The following is a 19,751-nucleotide window of genomic DNA, read 5'->3' as shown; positions in this document are numbered from 1 at the left end:
GCCCCCCGCGCGCCGCCGCCTTCCCGTATTGCTCCTGAAGATCACTGCCCTGTCAGCGGGCGTTCTGTCCCTGACCTTGGCCGCCATTGTGATCGGCCTTCCGGGCTTTCCCCGCTCCCTGGACCTGTTCGACACGCCTCACGACAGCGCCGGCACGGCTCCGCCTGCAGCCGCGCTCCCCGTTCACCGCACCGCCTCGCCCGCCACTCCGGCCTCGCCAAGCCGGCCAGCGGCCAGACCGGTCTCACCCGCTGTCGCCCGCGCCTCGGTGATCACCACGCCGACTCCCCGCAAGTCTCGCTCGGCCGTACCCAACGCGACCACCCCTGCGACGCCCCGCAAGACAGCCTTTAGCAGGCCGACCTCGCAGGCTCCCCAGGCGACAGCACCTCGCGCTACAAGCCCGTCACCCCCGGAAGCCACCGCCGATATGCCTTCAAACCAGAGGCCTTCGCACACACCACCCGGTCAGACCAAGCGGCCCCTCGGCCAGACTCGACAGCCTCCGGGGCAGGCACATGACCAGGCACCTCCTGGCCAGACTCGACAGCCTCCAGGGCAGGCGCGCGACCAGGCAGACCAGCCTCAGGGACCAAATAACGGCCAAGGTCAAGCACGGGAGGCATCCGACAATTCACGCCGTGATCATGGTGTCGGAAGAGGATGACCTCTGGAGCTTCAAACGATCGCCCATAACGAAGCTGTGCGAGTGAACCCGGGGCGGCTTGGCCCCTGTTTGGGTGTGTCTTTGATCAAGCAGACCGTGCCTCGCCAGGTCGCCCTTCCACCCAGCCCTTCTGTTGGGCGTTCTGTCGGGTTGGCTTTATATCAGGGTTCAGGCGCCCCAACGTCGAAGGTGGTTCGGCCCTGCTGACCGGCCGCCGATGTGCCGGACGCGTGCCGAAGAGCATGTGACGAGCATGAACTCGGCCACCTGCGCCTCGCAGAAGAGGGTCGAGAACCGAGAAATCGCAGGTCAGAAAGGGTATGGAGTGGTAGGGCGCCCGGGGCTCGAACCCGGAACCTACGGATTAAAAGTCCGCAGCTCTGCCAATTGAGCTAACGCCCCTAGCAACAGCAAGGGTACAGAGACTACAGCCCCGCCCGCGACGCCCACAGCACCCGGTCGAACCGTCACCGATAGGCGGCCAGGCCGGTGAGCGCCTCACCCAGCACCAGCGTGTGGATCTCCTGCGTCCCCTCGTAGGTCAGCACACTCTCCAGGTTGTTCATGTGCCTGATCACAGGGTACTCCAGGGTGATCCCGTTGCCGCCCAGGATGGAGCGGGCCTGGCGGGCGATGTCGAGGGCGGCCCGTACGTTCGCCAGCTTGCCGAAGCTGATCTGCCGGGGCTGCAGGGCGCCGGCGTCCTTGAGCGTGCCGAGGTGGAGGGCGGTGAGCTGGGCCTGGGCGAGGCCGACGTACATCCAGGCGAGTTTCTCCTGGGTGAGCTGGAACGCCCCGATCGGCTTGTCGAACTGGACGCGCGTCTTGGCGTAGTCGACGGCGGACTCCAGGCAGGCGCGGGCGGCGCCGACGACGCCCCACACGATGCCGAAGCGGGCCTCGGACAGGCACGACAGCGGCCCCTTGAGCCCGGTGACGCCGGGCAGCGCGGCGGAGGCGGGCAGGCGCAGGTCGTCGAAGTACAGGGACGAGGTGACGGACGCCCTCAGGGACATCTTCCTGTGGATCTCGGGGGCGGAGAAGCCGGGCGTGGACGTCGGGACGACGAAGCCGCGTACGCCTTCGTCCGTCTGCGCCCAGACGACGGCCACGTCGGCGATCGAGCCGTTCGTGATCCACATCTTGGAGCCGTTGAGGATCCAGTCGGAGCCGTCCTTCTTCGCGTACGTCCGCATGTTGGCCGGGTCGGACCCGTGGTCCGGCTCGGTGAGCCCGAAGCAGCCGATCGCCTCACCGGCGGACATCCGGGGCAGCCACTCCTCTTTCTGCTCGTCGGAGCCGTACCGCCAGATGGGGAACATCGCCAGCGATCCCTGGACGGACACGAACGAACGCAGCCCGGAGTCGCCCGCCTCCAGCTCCCGGCAGGCCACGCCGTAGGAGACGGCGTCGGTGCCGGCGCAGCCGTACCCCTGGAGGTGCATGCCGAGCAGCCCGAGCGCGCCGAGCTCCGGCGCGAGCTCGCGCGCGGGGAAGGTGGCCTCCTCGAACCAGTCGCCCACGTGCGGCAGCACCCGGTCGGCGACGAACGACCTGACCGTGTCGCGGATGAGCCGCTGGTCGGCGTCGAGCCGCTCGTCCAGCCGGAGCAGGTCGTCCATGGCGGGTCCCTTCCTCGGGTGCCGGGTGGGCCTCATGCGGTCATAGGGGGCTACCAGGGTTCTACCAGGGACAAACCTGATGTGCTAACACCGCCCCCAGGGGCAGTCTTGAGACATGAGCGAACACCACGAGTACGGCACCGAATCGCCCCAGACCCACGTCAAGAAGCTCCGCAGGACGGACCGGGGCCGGATCGTCGCCGGCGTCTGCTCCGGCATCGGCGAGTACGTGGGCGTCGACCCCAACCTCATCAGGATCGCCCTGGCGGTCGTGACGCTGTTCGGCGGCCTCGGCGTCGGCGTCTACGCGATCGGCTGGCTCCTCATGCCGGACGAGAAGACCGACACCTCCATCCTCCAGCAGATCGTCGAGAAGCAGCAGAGCCGCAACCGCGGCACGACCGACTGGACCGGCGAGCACAAGCCGCCGCAGCAGTGATCAGGCGGGGGCCTCGGCGGACATCCGGGCGGCCCGGTCGCCCCGGGACTCGGTCCACAGCAGGGCCAGTACGGCCGCGCAGATCACCCCGGCGACGCCGGACAGCGCGACCACCGGCTCCGGACCGAGTCTCTCCGCCGCGTACCCGCCGACGAGAATCCCCGCTCCCTGGACGGCCATGAGCCCGGAGTGCACGATCCCGAACGCCTGAGCGCGACGTCCGGCGGGCACGGCCTGGACGAAGGCGGCATTGGCCGCGAGCTGGTAGGCGCCGCCGATCCCCGACAGGACCCACGCCCCCAGGACGACGGCCAGCGGCGGGCGCAGCGCGGTCACGATCAGGGGCGCGCAGCTCAGCACGGCCAGCCATCCCATGAGCCGCAGCCGCCGCGCCGGCGTGACGAACCTGCTGAAAAGGAACGCGCCGATCACCGTGCCGGTGGGCATGGCGGCCATCAGCAGCCCGGTGATGACGGGCGCCGACAGCGGGCCGCCCGCGGCCAGCCGGTCCGCGTAGGGCGCGGCGATGCCCTCGGGCAGCACGTAGAAGCCGCACAACCAGGCGAACAGTACGAGCGTCCGCAGATTTCGCGTACCGAAGACGAGCCGCGCGCCGGCCCTGGTCATCGTCCACATGGACGGCTTGGAGCCGTCGCCGGGGCGCGGGGCGGGGCGGCGGCGTACGCCGGAGGCCAGGATCAGCGCGGAGCCGAGGAAGGTCGCGGCGTCGAGGGCGAGCGCCCGGTAGGGCCCCATGGTGGCGATCATGGCTCCGCCCGCGGCGAAACCGAGCATCTGCGCCGCCTGGTTGGTCATGTTCTGGAGGGCGGAGCCGATGACGTACGTGTCGCCGTCGAGCACCTCGGGCAGCAGCGCCGCCCGCGCGGCCGAGAACGGCGCGCTCAGCAGCACGACGAGGAACACCAGCGCGCACAACGCCCAGAACGGCATGAACGGCAGCGCCATGGCCGCCACCAGCGCGAACCGGATGAGGTCGCAGGCCAGCATCACCCCGCGACGGGCGAACCGGTCGGCCAGCCCGGCCAGCAGCGGCCCGCCGACGATCGAGGGCAGGTAGGTGAGGGCGTAGACCGCGGCCGTGGCCAGCGCCGACTGGGTGCGGTGGTAGACGAGCACGGCCAGCGCCACCTGCGCGAGCTGGTCGCCGAGGAGCGAGAGGCCCTGGCCGTACCACAGGGCCCGGAACTCCCTGATGGCGATGACTTCCCGGTAAGTGGCTCGCTGTCCTTCCGCGCCGGCCTCGCCCCGTCGATGACGTCCTGGCGGCCGCCGTGCCCGCATGGCCCCCATTGGACTCCGCTGTGCCTGACTCTCGATGCGTTCTCGATGCTCGCTTTGCGTGCTCGCTACGTCACCTAAGGTGCCTGATCGGCATGGCAAGCCGCAACCCAAAGAAGCCAACCAAAAGCAAAGGGTTACCAGCCCAGCTCGTGCAGCCGCTCGTCGGAGATGCCGAAGTGGTGGCCCACCTCATGAACGACGGTGATGCGCACTTCGTCGACGACGTCTTCTTCGGTCTGGCAAATCTCACATATCGGGTTGCGGTAGATCTCGATCTGGTCGGGCAAGACTCCTGAGTACCAGTCGCCGCGTTCGGTGAGGGGGACACCGGTGTACAGGCCGAGCAGGTGGGGCTCCGGCGGATCATCGACGACGACCACGACGACGTTGCTCATCGCGGACGCGAGGTCGCCGGGGATCGTGTCCAAAGCCTCGGCCACGAGCTGCTCGAACTTCTCCCTCGACACCTCGATCACAGTTGCCATTCTGCCCCGCCCGTCAGCTAAGCAAGAAACGGCATGAAGTTCGTCCATACCGCAAACGTTGTCATCCGCTCACGAGCCGCGCGCGTGGCCGGTGTCCTCGTCGTGGCCGCGATCGGGGCATGGCTGGGCATCTTCCTCAGCGGCTCCGTACGCACCGAGGTCGGCCCGGTCGAGACCGCCATGTCGCTCCGGCCGGCCTGGAACGGCGAGACCGTGGTGGACGCGAGCCCCCTGGGGACGCTCGCGTTCCGCACCCACGACGCCCCCCTGCGCCTGCGCATCACGCTGGAGAACATCGACCAGGAACGTGCCAAGGCCTTCATCGAGGACCCGCGCCTGGCCGACCGCCTGCCCCAGGTGATCGAGGAGGACCTCCTGGACGGCGTACGGGCCCTCGCCGTCCGCTCGCTGCTCTGCGCGGGCGCGGGGGCGCTGGCGGCCGCCCTGCTGGTCTTCAGGCGCCCGCGCGTGGCCCTCATGGGCCTTCTGGCGGCCTCCGTGGCGCTCGCGGGCACGGGGGTGGTCGCCGTCCTCACCTTCCGCCCCAACTCGCTCGTGGAGCCGCGCTACTCGGGGCTGGTCGCCGCCGCGCCGTCGCTGGTGGGCAGCGCGGAGTCGATCGTGACGCGGTTCGAGTCGTACCGGTCGCAGCTCACCAAACTCGTCACGAACGTCTCGAAGCTCTACGACACGGTCTCGACCCTCCCGCTGTACGACGCCGACCCGAAATCCATCCGGGTGCTGCACGTCTCCGACATCCACATCAACCCCATCGCCTGGAACGTCATCCGCTCGCTCAAGGACCAGTTCAAGGTCGACCTGATCGTGGACACCGGGGACATCTCCGACCACGGCACCAAGGCCGAGAACAAGTTCGTGGACGAGATCAGCCGCCTCGGCGTCCCGTACGTGTACGTCAGGGGCAACCACGACTCCATGACCACCCAGAAGGCCGTCGAACGGCAGAAGAACGCGATCGTCCTCGACGGCCAGGCGCGCGAGGTCGCCGGCCTGACCATCTACGGCCTCGGCGACCCCCGCTTCACGCCGGACAAGTCGGTCAGCGTGGACTCCGACCCGGCCGCGCTCAAGCAGTTCGGCCGCGCACACCTGGACAAGGTCGGCAAGGCGGACCTGATCGCCGTCCACGACCCGGTCATCGGCGAGGGCTTCTCCGGGGCCGCCCCCATGATCCTCGCTGGTCACACCCACGAACGCCGTACCACCAAACTCCCCACCGGCACCCGCATGCTGACGCAGGGCTCCACCGGCGGCGCCGGCCTCCGCGCGCTCGAACACGCCCAGCCCACCCCCGTCCAGGCGTCGGTCCTGTACTTCGACAAGGAGACCCGCCGCCTCCGGGCCTGGGACGACGTCACGCTCGGCGGGCTGGGGGAGCAGTCGGTGTACATCCAGCGTCACGTGGAGCCCAACCCACAACGTATGATTTCCCCGGAGCCCACGAACGCCCCGTCGCCAACGGGAACGATCACCGGCTCCCCGTCACCCGACGCCGGACCGCCACTTTGGCATCAAGGGCAATCGTCCCCTATGCTTCAGAGGTCTCCGACGGAAGGCGACAGGGAAACCTAACGGCCCCCATCGTCTAGCGGCCTAGGACACCGCCCTTTCAAGGCGGCGGCACGGGTTCGAATCCCGTTGGGGGCACGCGAGCGCCTGGCGCACGAGCAAAACGGTCGGTCGAAGACCACCGAAGAGCTGGTAAGCTAAGCGAGCGCAAACAGCAAGAAACGCCGAAAGGCAAGCAAGGTCCTGTAGAGCAGTTTGGAGTGCTCGCCACCCTGTCAAGGTGGAGGTCGCGGGTTCAAGTCCCGTCAGGACCGCTCTGGGTCAGGTAGCTCAGTTGGTACGAGCGTCCGCCTGAAAAGCGGAAGGTCGGCAGTTCGACCCTGCCCCTGACCACCAGTCTTGAACAGCAAAAAGCCCCGAAGCGGTTATCGCTCCGGGGCTCTTTCGTGTCCATTGACGTAATAAGCGCGGTGGACGGCCATCCAGATGAGGCCGGATCAGATAATCTGATTCCATGAAGGTGATGACTGCCACTGAGGCGTCTCGCAGCTTCGCGACCGTCCTCGATGAGGCCGAGCGCGGGGAGACGATCGTGGTGACTCGCGGAGGGAAGCAGATCGCCGTGATCGGCCCCGCGCCCACCGCGCCAGGGCGCATGGTCAAGGCGTTTCTGGCCAGAAGCGCGGGGAGACTGGACGCGGACTTCGAGGCTGATGTCGCGGCGGCCCGTGAGGCGATCGACGACGAGATGAGGAGCACGTGGCCCGACGCCTGATCCTGGACACGGGCGTGCTCATCGCCGCTGAGCGGGGCAAAGCGTCCGTGGACGCCGTGATCGATGACGCCGATGACGTGGCCATTGCGGCGATCACTGTGGCCGAGTTGCTCGTCGGCGTGGAGATGGCCGACGCGGCCCGACGACCCAATCGGCAGGCCTTCGTGGATGAGGTACTGGCGCTGATTCCCGTGGAGGAGTACACAACGGACGTCGCCCGAGTTCACGCTCGTCTCATGACGCATGTCCGACGGGAGGGCAAGTCTCGGGGAGCGTACGACCTGCTGATCGCTGCGACGGCCGCGGCCACTGCGAGAACAGTGATCACTATGGACGCATCGGCCGCCTCCGATCATCTTCCGGGCGTCCGTGCGCAGGTGGTTCCTCGCTGAGTGACGACGGCCAACCTTGACGGCGGGTCGGCCACCGAGATCACGCTCAAGGAACTCTCGGCCACCCTCAGCGCTTGGTCGAGGCGCCCACCACCCTGATCGCCCCATCTGAAAAGCGGAAGGTCGGCAGTTCGACCCTGCCCCTGACCACCAGCTTTGAACAGCAAGAATGCCCCGTAGCGATTAGCCCTTCGGGGCTTTTCTGTCTCTGCTGACGGCAACGTCGTACGGTTCAGTACGTGCCTGAATACGGGTGGCCCGACGAGGGACCCAGGTTCGCCGAGCGAGTACGCCATGCCTGGACCGCTACACGTCACGCTCTGCCGGTCGGGACCCGAGTGACAGGCGTGGTCATCGGCCGCCAGCCCTTTGGCGACGCCTTACCGGTGTTCCTGACGCGATCGGGCTCGCGGAGATCGTCGGGATGCCTGCCGACTACGAGCTCCCCGAGATCGGTGCCGTGGTCGAAGGCAAGGTCATCGGGCATGCCGCCTACAACCACCAGGTGAGAATCGGAATGCTCGGACACAAAGACGTCCCGGAGTGAGGACTCCGGGACCCCGGGAAACGGATGTGCTCTCGCCAGGGCATCGCCGAGCTTACCGAGAGCTTTGCGCTTCTCGCCCAGGGAGGCGTGGGCGTAGATGATCATGGTGACCTCGGTGTCGTTCGAGGCCGGCGGCCCTGCGGACGTTCGTCCAGCGGAGTCCGAGAGGTTCTCCACGGCGCCGCGCTGCTGCTGTCCGTAGTGTGACGAGGTGCGGCCGGTTGGAGGAGATGCGCGACAACCTCGTGGCCCGCATCGCAGAAGCCGGACACGAAGGCCGGCTCGGTGAGGTCGGAGGTTCCCAGGTCAGCCTGGCCGGCGTCGACGAGAGGCTCCGCCGGTTCGATCGGGGCCGCGGGCAGCGTACGGTCGTGACCTGGGCATCCCCGCCGTGCCTGGTGATCGATGAATCCACGAAGGCGGGCTGCAACATGGCCCTCGACCGAGATCGAGAAGAGTCAGAGAGCCATGTGTCAGACGCCCTTCAGAACACGGTCAAGTGCCGCTCGGCCTGCGGGTCCCCAGTGCGGCTTGCCGCCGGGAAGGCCCCGGGCTCCGTTCTGCCCCATGAGCAGCAGGAAGAGGCTCTTCATGGCGGCCAGCCCGCGGGCACGCCTGATCGTCGGCTCGTCCGCGTGCGCGTACGCGTCGAAGAACCGCGAGGCCGTGCCCGCGGGTAGCAGCACCCATGCGGCGGCGAGGTCCCAGGCCGGATCACCGGCGAACAAGGCACCGAAGTCGATGATGCCCGAGAGTGTTCCGTCCGAGACGACGACGTTCGCGGGATGCAGGTCGCCGTGCACCCATCTCGGCGGGCCCTCCCACTCGGGGGCCGCGACGGCGTCGGCCCAGACGGCCCGGACGGCGCGGACATCGCCGACGGCGTCGGGGTCAATGGCCTGCAAGAACTGCTCGAAACCGCCCGTGCACCTCTTGGGATGAGCGCCGAAGTCCGAACCGGTCGGGGCCTCGGCGGGCGCCTTCACATGGAGCGCCTGGAGGAAGCCCGCCAGCGTGTCGGCCGCGTGGTCGCCGCGGCTGATCGAGCCGTGGTCCAGCGGTTCGCCGGGAACCCACGTCATCACGGTCCAGTGCTTGGGGAAGCGCTCGGACGGTTCGCCGAAACGCACCGGGGTCGGCACCGGGAGCGGCAGGAGCGGCGCCAGCACGGGTAGCCATCGCCGTTCCTTGAGCTGGAGCTCTGGGGTGCGGTCCATGCGCTGCATGCGTACGGCCAGCTCGTCCCCAAGGCGCCACATTTGGTTGCCCCAACCGCCCGCCACCTCACGGATGGCCAGCCCTGCAAGGTCGGGATGTTGCTCCTGCAGCAGGTCGCGGACCAGGTCTGCGGTGATCTCGATCTCGGTGTCGGTCATGCGAAGGCACAGTACTGAGGCGGCAGGCAGGCGGAGTGGTTCTCGCTCACCGGAGCAAGGCTGCGGTCCAGGGGCGGCGGGGCGGCTGTGCGGCGGTGGGGTCAAGGCTGGGGCGGGGTGAGGGCTCGCAGGGCGACGGTTCCGCATTTCCCCGGGGTCGCGGTGAGATCGGGGGACCGAAGCGAGAGCATTGCTCTTGACTGTGAGCGGATATCTGGAGATGCTTGTTCTCAAGCGAGAGCAGCGCTCTCGGAAATCATCTGCTGAGGAGCTGGCGATGTCCCGCTACGTCGAACCGACCCGCATGGATCACCTGTTCAACCGCATGGTCGCGGGGCTGACCCGGCTCGGGATCAGCCTCATGGGCTCCCGGATCCTGTATGTACGTGGCCGGTCCAGCGGCGAATGGCGTACCACGCCGGTGAACCTGCTGACCCTGGACGGCTCCCGCTACCTGGTCGCCCCCCGAGGCATCACCCAGTGGGTCCGCAACCTCCGGGTCGCGGGCGACGGTGAGCTGCGCGTGGGCCGGCGCGTCGAGGCGTTCACCGCCACCGAGCTGTCCGACGACGAGAAGCCGGCCGTTCTCCGGGCCTACCTGAAGCGCTGGGGATGGGAGGTCGGGAGGTTCTTCGAGGGACTCGACGCGAGCGCGTCCGAGGAGCAGGTGCAGGCGGTGGCTCCGGGCTTTCCCGTCTTCAGGATCGACCGGCAGGAGCGGCTCGCCGGCTGAGGTCGGGGCGAGCGGGCGGCCGGGGGTCGGGGGCCGGGCGTACTGTGATCATGGTCCATCGTGCGATGACATCGTCTGGCGGCTGCCGCCTCCTTCGCCTTCGCCCTCGGGCGTGGCCGCTGATCCCGTCGTTCATGCCGGGCACGGTCGAGATGGTCATCAACCTGGTGCTCTGGATGCCCGCGCTGGTGCTGTTCACGGTCGTGGTCACCGGGCCGGGGCGGGCCTTCAGGCTGGCTCTGCTTCTGTTCGGGCTGGTGGAGCCGGCCGGCCTCGTCTTCGAGGCCCTCGCCGGCGGCGCGGAGCCCCTGATCCTCGCGACCCCTGCCCACCGCGCGGTTGTCGTGGTCGAGGGCGTGGCCGCGTTCGTCATGATGGTGATGATGCTGCTCGCGCAGCGGCGCGACGGGCGCTGGAGCCGGGCGACGCTGCTCATCGGGGCGGGGACGTTCGCGAGCGCGTTCCTGGTGGTCCTCGTGGACGCCCTGACGCGCGGCAGCACGTTCGAGTCGATCGCCGAGGCGATGGACGTCCTCTACGTCGTCTGGCTGGGGCGCACGGCCCGCGAGCTGAACCGCGAGCCGACGAGGGAGGCGCCGCTGATCCGTGGCCGGCGCTGCGCACTCGCTTCCAGGCGACGGCGTCCTACTACGACTGGGACGCTCAGCGACCTGTGTCACGGCGAAGGCGCTGCGCTCCGCTCCGCCGCCCCTCAGGCGCCGGGGCTGGGACAAGGTGGTCGAGGCGGACATCGTGGGCGGCTCGGGCCGCCCGGTGATGCAGCGGCTCTCCGCGAGCGGGGTGCGCTTCCCCGATCTCGCGCGTGGCGGCCCCGGTCGTTACCGGCTGCGGCTGTACACGCGGCAGAACGTGGATCTCATCCTCGTTTACCCAGCCGGACGGTGAGCGGGGCGCGGTATCCACCGTTCGGTGGGTTTTTCGGTCAGCAGCATGCGAGGGTGATCGTGGCCGCGCGGTCGATTCGGAGCAGGGGCCGGTCACAGCATGCTTTGAGGCATGGCAGTCATTGAAGTCACCGACCTGCGCAAGAGCTACGCGGGGCTGAAGGTTCTCGACGGGGTGTCGTTCTCGGTGGAGGAGGGCGAGATCTTCGGGGTGCTGGGGCCGAACGGCGCCGGCAAGACGACCGCGGTGGAGTGCGTGGAGGGGTTGCGGCGGCCCGACAGCGGGACGGTGCGGGTGCTCGGGCTGGACCCGGTCCGGGACGCGCGCCGGCTGCGCGAGCAGATCGGGGTGCAGCTCCAGCAGACCCAGTTGCCGGAGAACCTGAAGGTCTGGGAGGCCCTGGACCTGTACGCCTCCTTCTACGCCGAGCCGCGTGACTGGCGGGCGCTGCTGGAGGAGTGGGGGCTGGCCGAGAAGCGGAACGCCCGGTTCGGGAAGCTGTCGGGCGGCCAGAAGCAGCGGCTGTTCATCGCGCTCGCGCTGGTGGGCAATCCGCGGGTGGCGTTCCTGGACGAGCTGACCACCGGCCTCGACCCGCAGGCCCGCCGCGCCACCTGGGAGCTGATCAAGCAGGTACGCGCGAGCGGCGTGACCGTGGTGCTGGTCAGCCACTTCATGGACGAGGTCGAGGAGCTGTGCGACCGGGTGGCGGTGCTGGACCGCGGCCGGATCGTGGCGCTGGACACGCCGTCGGGGCTGCTGGAGGGCGAGCACCGGATGCGTTTCACCCTGAAGGAGGGCGAGGCGCCGGACCTGACGGGGCTGCCGGGGGTGACCGGGGTGTCCCGTACGGGGGACCGGGTGGTCGTCACGGGCCGCGGCGACTTCGCGACGGCGGTCACCGCGCACCTGGCCCGGCACCAGGTGCTGGTCAGCGACCTGCGGATCGACAAGCGCACGCTGGACGACGCCTTCGCCGCGCTGACCGGCCGTCCCTTCGAAGACCACTGAGAAAGCCAGGACAGGATCATGTTGAAGCTCACCTTTGTCGAGACCAAGCTGCTCGTCCGCGACCCGGGAGCGATGTTCTCGCTGCTCATCCCGCTGTTCATCCTGGTGGTGTTCGGCAGCTCGATCGAGCCGGGCGACCGGGTGCTGCTGCCGATGTCGTTGTCGATCGCGGTGGGGCTCGTGGGGCTGTACCTGGTGCCGACCACGCTGGCCACCTACCGGGAGCGGGGCATCCTGCGGCGGATGTCGGCGACGCCGGTGCGCCCGGGCCGGCTGCTGGTGGTGCAGTTGCTGCTGCAGCTCGTGCTCGCGGTGACGGCCTGCGCGCTGCTGCTGGTCGTCGCGGGGACCGTGCTCGGCGCCCATCTGCCGGACCGGGTGCTGCCCGGCGTGCTGACGTTCCTGCTGGGGACGGCGAGCATGTTCGCGGTCGGCCTGCTCATCGCCGCGCTCGCGCCGAACGGCAGGGCCGCGAACGGGATCGGCGTCCTGCTGTACTTCCCGATGGCGTACCTCGCCGGTCTCATCCAGCCCGCGAACCAGATGCCCGATATGGTGGCTCGTGTCGGGGAGTACACCCCGCTGGGGGCGTTCGGGCAGTGTCTGCGGGACGTCTGGGCGGGTGGTGCTCCCAGCCCCCTGCTGCTCGCCGTGATGGCGGCCTACGCCCTGGTCGTCAGCGTGGCGGCGGCCAAGCTGTTCCGCTGGGAGTGAGGTATGACCAGCCGGCTCGACCGGTGGGAGCGGGTGCTGGACCGCCAGCTCGCGGCGGCGCCGTACGTGCTGCTGGCGGTGTCCGTGGGGCTCGCCCTGGCCGACGGCGCGGCCTCGCCGTGGATCATGCTGGGGCTGGCGGCGTCGGCCGTCGGGTGGGTGTGGCTGGTGCCGCGCGGGCCGGTGTACGTGGCGGGGCTCGTCCTGCTGATCGGCGTGCTGTGCGGCCAGAGCATGTGGTTCGCGAGCTTCTTCGGCTTCATCGGCTATCTGCACTCCTGGCGCTACCTGAAGGGGTTGTGGCGGTTCGCCGGCGTGACGGGGGTGGCGGCGATCAGCGTCGCCGCCTACAACGGCGGGCTGCCCGAGCCGACGCCGTCCGCGATCCTCACGTACGTGTTCTTCACCGGGGCCATCGCGGCCGGGGTCGCCCTGTTCAGCTTCCTCGGCCAGATCACCGACGAGCGCAGCTCGGAACGCGAGCGGATGGTGGCCCAGCTTGAGGAGGCCATGCGGGAGAACGCGGGCCTGCACGCCCAGCTCCTCGTCCAGGCCCGCGAGGCGGGCGTGCTCGACGAGCGCCGGCGCATGGCCGCCGAGATCCACGACACCCTCGCCCAGGGGCTGACCGGCATCATCACCCAGCTCCAGGCGGCCGGGCAGGCCGACGACTGGCGCCGCAACGTCGATCTGGCGTTGCGGCTGGCCCGCGAGAGCCTCGCCGAGGCCCGGCGCTCGGTGCACGCGATGGGGCCGGGCCCGCTGGAGTCGGCGCCGCTGACGGAGGCGCTGCGGGACGTCGCCGACCGGTGGGGCGAGCTCAACGGCCTCGCCCCGGAGTTCACGGTCACCGGCCCGGCCCGCCCGCTGCACCCCGAGGTCGAGGAGACGCTGCTCCGCACCGCGCAGGAGGCGCTGGTCAACGTGGCCAAGCACGCGCACGCCTCCCGGGTGGGGCTCACGCTGTCGTACATGGAGGATGTGGTCACCCTGGACGTACGCGACGACGGGATCGGCTTCGACCCGCAGCTCACCGCGTTCGGCCTCACCGCGATGCGCAAGCGGCTGGACCGGCTGGCGGGCACGCTGGAGATCGAGTCGGAGAGCGGCGCGGGCACCGCGATCTCGGCGAGCCTGCCGGCGGTGGCGCGTGGCTGAGCGCCCGATCCGGCTGCTGATCGCCGACGACCATCCCATCGTCCGCGACGGCATCCGCGGCATGTTCGCCGGCGACCCCGGCTTCGAGGTGCTCGGCGAGGCCGGCGACGGCGCGCAGGCGGTCGAGCTGGCGCGGGCGCTGGACCCCGACGTGATCCTCATGGACCTGCGCATGCCGGGCACGGACGGCGTCACGGCCATCAAACGGCTCGCCGAGCTGGGGATCGGGGCCCGGGTGCTGGTCCTCACGACGTACGACACCGACCGGGACGTCCTGCCGGCCATCGAGGCCGGCGCGACCGGCTACCTGCTCAAGGACACCGGCCGCGACGAGCTGACGCGGGCGGTCCGCACCGCGGCGCGCGGCGAGGCCGTGCTGTCGCCGTCGGTCGCCACCCGCCTGCTCGGGCAGGTGCGCACGCCCGCCGACCCGCTGAGCGCCAGGGAGCTGGAGATCCTGCGGCTCATCGCGGACGGCGCCACCAACAGGGAGGCGGCGGCCCGCCTGTTCATCAGCGAGGCCACGGTCAAGAGCCACGTGCTGCACATCTACGCCAAGCTCGGCGTCAACGACCGCGCCGCGGCCGTCGCGACCGCCTTCCGCCGCGGCCTGCTGACCCTCGACGACGGCCGCTGAGGCCGCGTCCAGCAGAATGTGGCGCATGCATGCTCACGGGGGTGGGCGGGTGCGGGCGCGCTCGCTCGGGGTCGTCATCGGCGCGCTGCCGACCGGCCCGCTGAACGCGATCACCGACGTCAACGGCGTCCTGGTGGGGCACACGACCGTGGACGACGGCGCGGACCTGCGCACCGGGGTCACCGCGATCGTCCCCGAGCGCCTGGCGGAGGGCGGGCTGCCGGCGGCGGTCCACACCGGCAACGGGTACGGCAAGCTCGTCGGCTCCACCCAGGTGGACGAGCTGGGCGTGCTGGAGTCGCCGGTCGTGCTGACCGCCACGCTGTCGGTGTTCCGGGCGGCCGACGCGGTGCTCACGTACCTGATGGGGCGCCGCCCTGACGGGGTGTCGTTCAACCCGCTGGTGGGGGAGACGAACGACGGGTTCCTGTCCGACATCCGGCGCCGGCCGATCACCGAGCGGCACGTGCTCGACGCGCTGGAAGGGGCGAGCGGCGGGCTGCCCGCCGAGGGGTGCGTGGGCGCGGGCACCGGGACGACGGCGCTCGGCTTCAAGGCGGGCGTCGGCACCTCGTCGCGCCGCGTGACGGCGGGCGGGAGCGAGGCGACGGTCGGCGCGCTGGCGCAGGCCAACTTCGGCGGCGTGCTGACCGTGCGGGGCGTTCCCGTGCCGGTGGAGGAGGTCGTCCCGGGGGTGCGGCGGCCGGAGCCTCCGGGGAACTCGTGCATGATCGTGGTGGCGACCGACGCGCCGCTCGACGCGCGCCGGCTCGGCCGTCTCGCGCGCCGGGCGGTGTTCGCCATGGGGCGGGTGGGGGCCTCGTACGCGCAGGGGAGCGGCGACTACGCGATCGCCTTCAGCACCGCGCCGCCCGGCGTCCCGGCGGTGCCGGACGCGGCGCTCGACCCCCTGTTCGCCGCCGTCATGGACGCGGTCGAGGAGGCGCTGCTCAACTCGCTGTTCATGGCGACGACCACCACCGGCTTCGCCGGTCGTACGGCGCACGCGGTGCCGTACGACCGGCGTTTCCTGGGCTGAGGTCACTCGGTGCGGCAGACGGTGCCGTTCAGGGTGAAGACGGCGGGCAGGACGTTCGGGCCGCCGTAGTTGCCGACGTACCCGACGGTGACCGTGGCGCCGGTCGCGAGGGCCGGGCTCGCCGGGTCGTTGACGACCTTGACCTGGGAGCCGGTCTCCGTCCACACGGCGCCCCAGCCGCTGCCGAGGCTCTGCCACGTCCGGGGCCAGGCGAAGCTGAGCGTCCAGCCGTTGAGCGGGGCGCCGCGGTTGGTGATGTCGAGGCTGCCGACGTAGCCGCTCGCCCAGTCCGTCACGTTCGTCAGGCGGACCGAGCAGGAGCTGGTCGCGGGCGTGCCGGTGGTGAACGTCAGCGGCGGCGAGGACCAGGACAGGCCGCCGCCGGTGTCCCTGGCGATCACGTTGACCGTGTAGCGGGTGCCCGGGGTGAGGTTGCCGACCGTGAACGAGGTGCCGGAGGTCTCGCCGAGCTGCTCGGTGATCGCGCCGTTCTGGCGGTGGAGCTCGTACTTGGCGATCGGGCGGGCGCCGGGGGAGGCGGCGGGCCAGGTGATCGTGGCGGCCCGGTCCGTGACGTTCGTGGCCTTGGGCCGGCCGGGCGCGCCGGGAAGGCCCGCCTGCGAGGCGGCCGGGCGCAGCACGAGCGTGGTGAGGGAGAGCGGCGGCAGGGTCTGGGCCGTCGCCGTCCCCGACGTGGCGGTCGTGATGGCGGTCGCGCCGTTGGTGTGCGTCAGCACGGTCGGCGCGCCCGAGGCCGGGCGGTAGCCCTCGTAGCCGATCGTGACCGGGTACGAGGTGTCGGACGAGGTGTTGACGAGCATCACGGCGAGGTCCCCGTTGGGACGGCGGGCGGCGTGCGCGGTGACCTTCGGCTGGTCGGTGGCCGCCCTGACGAACTGGTCGCCGGGCCGGGCGAACCTGCTCACCATCTGCAGCGCGTAGTACGGCGCGAACGGGGTGTTCAGCGCCGGCTCGCACACCGAGCCGTCGGCGGTGCACGTGCCGCTCGACAGCAGGCCGAAGTCGCCGTAGTCGGTGTGGCCCTCGACCTCGGTGACCGTGCCGATGCCGTTGTGGACGTTCCACCAGTCGACCGTGAACACGCCGTTGGCCAGCAGCGTGGCGTAGGCGTCGGCGGCGGCCAGCGCGCCCGGCTGGGTGTTGGTGCCGTTGCTGCTGCTGCCGGTGTTGAACTCGGTCATCGCGATGCCGATCCGGTCGGCGCCCGCGCCCGCGTATGCCGCGAGCTGCTCGCGGGTGAGCCGGATCATGTCGGGAACGTGGCCGGCCCGGTCGAGGGCGCCGGGATACCAGTGCAGGATGACGAAGTCGATCTTGGAGCCGGCGGCGGACAGCACGACCTTGTTCCAGCTCCCGTCGTCGCCCTCGCCCACGATGGCGTCGGGCCAGTTCGCGGGGGTGGTCAGCACCGCGCCGATCTTGATGGTGGGGTCGACGGCCTTCATCGCGTCGGCGTAGGCGACGACGTGGCGGGCGTACTCGGCCGGGCTCTTGTCGGCGTGGTCGTCGGCCTCCCAGGCGCTGCCGTAGTGGCCGTTGCCGTAGTTCTCGTTGCCGATCTCCCAGTACTTGATGCCGTAGCCCTTGGTGACGTTGGCCTGGCGGACCCAGGCGGCGGCCTCGGCGGCGGTGCCGGTGCCGTAGTTGGCGGTCACCATCGCCTGCGCGCCGGTACGGCGGACGCCGCGCATGAACGTGTCGAAGTCGGTGTTCGGGGCGACGTACCCGCCGGGGGCGGTGTGCGTCTCCCAGTGGTAGATGTCGGAGTAGGAGCCGCCCGGGTAACGCAGCAGCTTCACGCCCGCGGCCTTCAGCGTGTCGGCGGTGGCGTCGGTACCCAGGTTCGAGTCCCAGATCGCATGGTTCGTGCCGATGCCGGTCTCGGGGACGGTGGCGAGCGCGGCCCGCGCGTTGACGGTCACGGCGACAGGGGACGGATCGGCGGCGGCCCGCGCCGGAGGCGCGTTGAGCACGGTCAGCGCCAGCAGGACCGCGGACGCGGCCGGTAACAGGGATCTCGGCATCGAAGCACCTCGCCACGGATAGCGGTCATCACTCGACGCCCCCTCCTGACCAGGAGGCATGAGGATCATGTGGCGCGGTGTCCGGCCCGGTCAACCGGACGTGAAACTTTCAGGGCCTCCTAGGATCGGGCGCATGCCGTTCGACCACAACGATCACTACCACCGGACGCTGCTGCGCCGGGTGCCGCCGGGCTGCGCGCGGGCGCTGGACGTCGGCTGCGGCACCGGGCGGTTCGCCCGGCGGCTGGCGGCGCGCGGCATCGAGGTCGACGCCGTGGACCCGAGCGCGGAGGTGATCGAGGCGGCGCGGGGCGCCGGCGGCGGGCCCCGGTTCCTGCACGCGGACATCACGGAGCTGGAGCTGCCCGAGGGGCACTACGACTTCGTCTCGTGCCTGGCGAGCATCCACCACGTGCCGTTCGCGACGGTCTCCCGGCTGCGGGGCGCGCTGGCGCCCGGCGGGGTGCTCGCCATCCTCGGCTGCTACCGGGAACGGTCGGCGGCGGACCTCGCGTGGAGTCTGGCCGCCGTCCCGGTCAACGCGGTGGCGCGGGCCGCCGTCGCCGTGCGCGAACGCGGGCGGGAAGCCGTCCCGCCGGCTCCCGTGCGGCGGCCGGAGATGACGCTGGCGGAGATCAGGCGGGAGGCGGCCGGGCTGCTGCCCGGGGCGCGGATCAGGCGGCTGCTGTTCTGGCGGTACCTGCTGGTCCACCGCGAGCCGGCCCGGCCGCCCCGCCGGGCTCAGTTGTACTTGTAGAGCTGGTCGCCGACCCGGTGGCTGCCGTCGAAGAGGACGGCCCGGTACATGCTGATGGCGAGTTCCCCGTGCTCGGCCTTGCCGCACGTGCCGGCGCCGGCGAGCTGGCGGATCTCGAAGCGGGTGGTGGGGTCGCCGCCCACGAAGTACTCGGCGCGGGCCTGGTACTTGTCGGCCCGTACGTCGCAGGCGAGCACGTACGCCGACTTGCGCTCGGCGAAGCAGGTCATGGCCGCGCCGCGCACGGTGGTGCAGACCTCGGCGCGGGCGCGGGCGGCGGCCGGGGTGACCCGGGTGTCCCGCTTGATCGGATATTTGGCGACGTTCTGGACGGTCTTCCAGCGGCCGTACTTGACCCGGCGGTCGCCCCGGTAGAGCGCGGCCCGGAAGGTGACGACCTTGCCGATCTCCCGGTTGCCGCGGACCTGGCCCCTGCCGGCCAGGTTGTGGATGACGTGCTCGGTGCCGAGGTAGCCGTGCTGGTAGTACTCGACGGCGGCGTGCAGCCGGTCGCCGGCGGTGTCCTCGACGGTGATGCCCGGCCGGTCGCTGCCGTCCGGGCCGACGCACGCCTTCGCGCCCCGGATCCGGACGCACTCCGGCTCGTCCTGGGCGCTCTCGTACGCTCCCGGGGTGACCCGGGTCTCGGCCGGTCGTTGGGGTTCGGCCGCGGCGGCGGCGGTCCCGTCGGTGCCGAGCGCGAGGGCCGCCACAGCGGCTACCGCGATGAAGATGCGACCTAATGTCACTTATCTCACCAGCCTCACATATGCGCTTGTTGCACCATGTGACGCTGATCACGCCTTAGAAGTTCGTCCCCAGATCCGGAAGATCGAGATTCTCCCCGGGCGGCACGACCACGACCAGCTCCCGGCACACCGGCGCCACCTGAGCCTGCGCCTCGAACGACAGGACGATCAGCCTGACCAGGACGTCCCTGCCGATCGGCAGTTCGGCCCCCAGCAGGGGGACCGCCACGCGCTCGGCGCCGCTGTCGCGCACCGCCGTCCACAGGCGGCCGAGCGCCGTCCACAGATCGTCCAGGGACGGGGCCGCGCCCATGCGCGTACAGGCCAGGCAGTGGACGCGGCGCCCGCCGCCGCCGAGCACCGCCACCGTGCCGATCGGGTAGCGCCGCAGCCGCCCCTCGGGCTTGGCCTCGCGCGACTCCACCGACGTCGGCACCCGGGTGGCGAGCGCCAGGTCCAGCTCCTCCTCCAGCCGCTCGGGGCCGCCGTCGTAGGCCGGGCCCAGTGACCCCGCGTCCAGGTCGAAGGTGTCGCCGCAGCCCACCACCAGCTCGCCCGGCTCGGCGAGCAGATCGCCGGCGCGGACCACGACCGTCGCGCCGGCCACGCGGCGGACGGCCTCGGGGCGCGGACGGTCGCGGATCAGCGCCCAGGCCAGGCAGCCGGCCACCGCGAGCGCCACCCACAGCGGCCCGAACGGGACGCCGTACGCCAGCGCCACCACCAGCACGACCGAGACGACGCCGAAGGCGAGGAAGAACCGCCGCGCCAGGCGGGCGCGGCCGCCCGGGGTGCGGAAGGGCTGATCCGGGCGTGCCGTCACAGATCGAACATATCGCCGCCGTCGTGCCCTTGACCAGAGTCCCG

20 protein-coding genes and 4 tRNA genes are annotated in these 19,751 nt (G+C 70.7%); 15 read left to right on the top strand and 9 right to left on the bottom strand.

The genetic code is table 11. The features are described 5' to 3' along the window. Positions 1-993: 993 nt before the first annotated feature. Together Nocox_RS39745 and Nocox_RS39740 are read right to left on the bottom strand one after the other, a co-directional pair. Positions 994-1,069 (bottom strand) — tRNA-Lys (locus tag Nocox_RS39745). Positions 1,070-1,134: 65 nt separating this feature from the next. Next, the gene (locus Nocox_RS39740; RefSeq protein WP_020544268.1) at positions 1,135-2,289 is read right to left on the bottom strand and encodes an acyl-CoA dehydrogenase family protein; all 1,155 of its coding nucleotides are present in this window, start codon (positions 2,287-2,289) and stop codon (positions 1,135-1,137) included. 115 nt (positions 2,290-2,404) lie between these two features. Between Nocox_RS39740 and Nocox_RS39735 the strand changes: the two genes are divergently transcribed. Beyond that, the gene (locus tag Nocox_RS39735; protein ID WP_020544267.1) at positions 2,405-2,728 is read left to right on the top strand and encodes a PspC domain-containing protein; all 324 of its coding nucleotides are present in this window, start codon (positions 2,405-2,407) and stop codon (positions 2,726-2,728) included. Here the strand turns inward: Nocox_RS39735 and Nocox_RS39730 are convergent, their stop codons facing one another. After that, entirely contained in the window at positions 2,729-4,030 is a 1,302-nt protein-coding gene (locus Nocox_RS39730) for an MFS transporter (RefSeq protein WP_246649687.1), read from the bottom strand. A gap of 134 nt (positions 4,031-4,164) precedes the next feature. Further along, positions 4,165-4,515, bottom strand: a complete 351-nt coding sequence (locus Nocox_RS39725) for a metallopeptidase family protein (RefSeq protein ID WP_020544265.1) — start codon at positions 4,513-4,515, stop codon at positions 4,165-4,167. 84 nt (positions 4,516-4,599) lie between these two features. Here Nocox_RS39725 and Nocox_RS39720 point away from each other — a divergent pair, with 84 nt between their 5' ends. The 6 genes from Nocox_RS39720 (at position 4,600) to Nocox_RS39695 (ending at position 7,212) form a co-directional block, all read left to right on the top strand. Then, the gene (locus Nocox_RS39720) at positions 4,600-6,108 is read left to right on the top strand and encodes a metallophosphoesterase family protein (protein ID WP_020544264.1); all 1,509 of its coding nucleotides are present in this window, start codon (positions 4,600-4,602) and stop codon (positions 6,106-6,108) included. A gap of 2 nt (positions 6,109-6,110) precedes the next feature. Continuing rightward, a tRNA-Glu gene (locus Nocox_RS39715) sits at positions 6,111-6,183 on the top strand. Positions 6,184-6,284: 101 nt separating this feature from the next. Then, positions 6,285-6,359, top strand: a tRNA-Asp gene (locus Nocox_RS39710). Between the two features lie 5 nt (positions 6,360-6,364). Further along, positions 6,365-6,441: transfer RNA gene (locus Nocox_RS39705), tRNA-Phe, on the top strand. Positions 6,442-6,559: 118 nt separating this feature from the next. Further along, on the top strand, positions 6,560-6,820 hold the full coding sequence (locus tag Nocox_RS39700) for a type II toxin-antitoxin system Phd/YefM family antitoxin (RefSeq protein ID WP_020544263.1): 261 nt from the start codon (positions 6,560-6,562) through the stop codon (positions 6,818-6,820). After that, entirely contained in the window at positions 6,805-7,212 is a 408-nt protein-coding gene (locus Nocox_RS39695; protein ID WP_020544262.1) for a PIN domain-containing protein, read from the top strand. The genes Nocox_RS39700 and Nocox_RS39695 overlap by 16 nt, the downstream gene beginning before the upstream one ends. A 313-nt stretch (positions 7,213-7,525) precedes the next feature. Here the strand turns inward: Nocox_RS39695 and Nocox_RS39690 are convergent, their stop codons facing one another. Both Nocox_RS39690 and Nocox_RS39685 read right to left on the bottom strand, forming a co-directional pair. After that, positions 7,526-7,864 (bottom strand): hypothetical protein, encoded by a 339-nt coding sequence (locus Nocox_RS39690; RefSeq protein WP_020544261.1) that lies wholly within the window; start codon positions 7,862-7,864, stop codon positions 7,526-7,528. Between the two features lie 368 nt (positions 7,865-8,232). Next, the gene (locus tag Nocox_RS39685; RefSeq protein WP_020544260.1) at positions 8,233-9,135 is read right to left on the bottom strand and encodes a phosphotransferase; all 903 of its coding nucleotides are present in this window, start codon (positions 9,133-9,135) and stop codon (positions 8,233-8,235) included. A 277-nt stretch (positions 9,136-9,412) separates the two neighbouring features. Between Nocox_RS39685 and Nocox_RS39680 the strand changes: the two genes are divergently transcribed. The 7 genes from Nocox_RS39680 (at position 9,413) to Nocox_RS39650 (ending at position 15,333) form a co-directional block, all read left to right on the top strand. Continuing rightward, positions 9,413-9,868: a nitroreductase family deazaflavin-dependent oxidoreductase gene (locus Nocox_RS39680; RefSeq protein ID WP_020544259.1), complete on the top strand. Its 456-nt coding sequence runs from the start codon at positions 9,413-9,415 to the stop codon at positions 9,866-9,868. 134 nt (positions 9,869-10,002) lie between these two features. Further along, positions 10,003-10,899: a hypothetical protein gene (locus tag Nocox_RS39675; RefSeq protein ID WP_020544258.1), complete on the top strand. Its 897-nt coding sequence runs from the start codon at positions 10,003-10,005 to the stop codon at positions 10,897-10,899. Next, entirely contained in the window at positions 10,886-11,785 is a 900-nt protein-coding gene (locus Nocox_RS39670) for an ABC transporter ATP-binding protein (RefSeq protein ID WP_020544257.1), read from the top strand. Before Nocox_RS39675 ends, Nocox_RS39670 begins: the two co-directional genes overlap by 14 nt. An 18-nt stretch (positions 11,786-11,803) precedes the next feature. Next, positions 11,804-12,499, top strand: a complete 696-nt coding sequence (locus Nocox_RS39665; protein ID WP_026214557.1) for an ABC transporter permease — start codon at positions 11,804-11,806, stop codon at positions 12,497-12,499. Positions 12,500-12,502: 3 nt separating this feature from the next. Continuing rightward, positions 12,503-13,657 carry a sensor histidine kinase gene (locus Nocox_RS39660; protein WP_020544255.1) on the top strand — a complete coding sequence of 385 codons (1,155 nt, stop codon included), beginning with the start codon at positions 12,503-12,505 and terminating at the stop codon, positions 13,655-13,657. Beyond that, the gene (locus Nocox_RS39655) at positions 13,650-14,294 is read left to right on the top strand and encodes a response regulator (protein ID WP_020544254.1); all 645 of its coding nucleotides are present in this window, start codon (positions 13,650-13,652) and stop codon (positions 14,292-14,294) included. Before Nocox_RS39660 ends, Nocox_RS39655 begins: the two co-directional genes overlap by 8 nt. 25 nt (positions 14,295-14,319) lie before the next feature. Beyond that, complete coding sequence (locus Nocox_RS39650) at positions 14,320-15,333, top strand: P1 family peptidase (protein WP_026214556.1); 1,014 nt, start codon at positions 14,320-14,322, stop codon at positions 15,331-15,333. Between the two features lie 2 nt (positions 15,334-15,335). Here Nocox_RS39650 and Nocox_RS39645 read toward each other — a convergent pair whose 3' ends face one another. Beyond that, complete coding sequence (locus Nocox_RS39645) at positions 15,336-17,378, bottom strand: cellulose binding domain-containing protein (protein WP_020544252.1); 2,043 nt, start codon at positions 17,376-17,378, stop codon at positions 15,336-15,338. 133 nt (positions 17,379-17,511) lie between these two features. Here Nocox_RS39645 and Nocox_RS39640 point away from each other — a divergent pair, with 133 nt between their 5' ends. Next, on the top strand, positions 17,512-18,135 hold the full coding sequence (locus tag Nocox_RS39640) for a class I SAM-dependent methyltransferase (RefSeq protein WP_020544251.1): 624 nt from the start codon (positions 17,512-17,514) through the stop codon (positions 18,133-18,135). On the opposite strand, the gene Nocox_RS39635 is transcribed toward Nocox_RS39640, so the two are convergent. Both Nocox_RS39635 and Nocox_RS39630 read right to left on the bottom strand, forming a co-directional pair. Next, positions 18,120-18,884, bottom strand: a complete 765-nt coding sequence (locus Nocox_RS39635) for a hypothetical protein (protein ID WP_157383151.1) — start codon at positions 18,882-18,884, stop codon at positions 18,120-18,122. The two genes, Nocox_RS39640 and Nocox_RS39635, sit on opposite strands and share 16 nt — an antisense overlap. Positions 18,885-18,939: 55 nt before the next feature. Continuing rightward, the gene (locus Nocox_RS39630; RefSeq protein WP_020544249.1) at positions 18,940-19,707 is read right to left on the bottom strand and encodes a macro domain-containing protein; all 768 of its coding nucleotides are present in this window, start codon (positions 19,705-19,707) and stop codon (positions 18,940-18,942) included. Positions 19,708-19,751: the final 44 nt, after the last annotated feature.

The organism is Nonomuraea coxensis DSM 45129, from assembly GCF_019397265.1.
GTDB lineage: Bacteria > Actinomycetota > Actinomycetes > Streptosporangiales > Streptosporangiaceae > Nonomuraea > Nonomuraea coxensis.
Note: the sequence above shows the minus strand (reverse complement) of the source record. Positions and strands in the feature narration are given on the sequence as shown.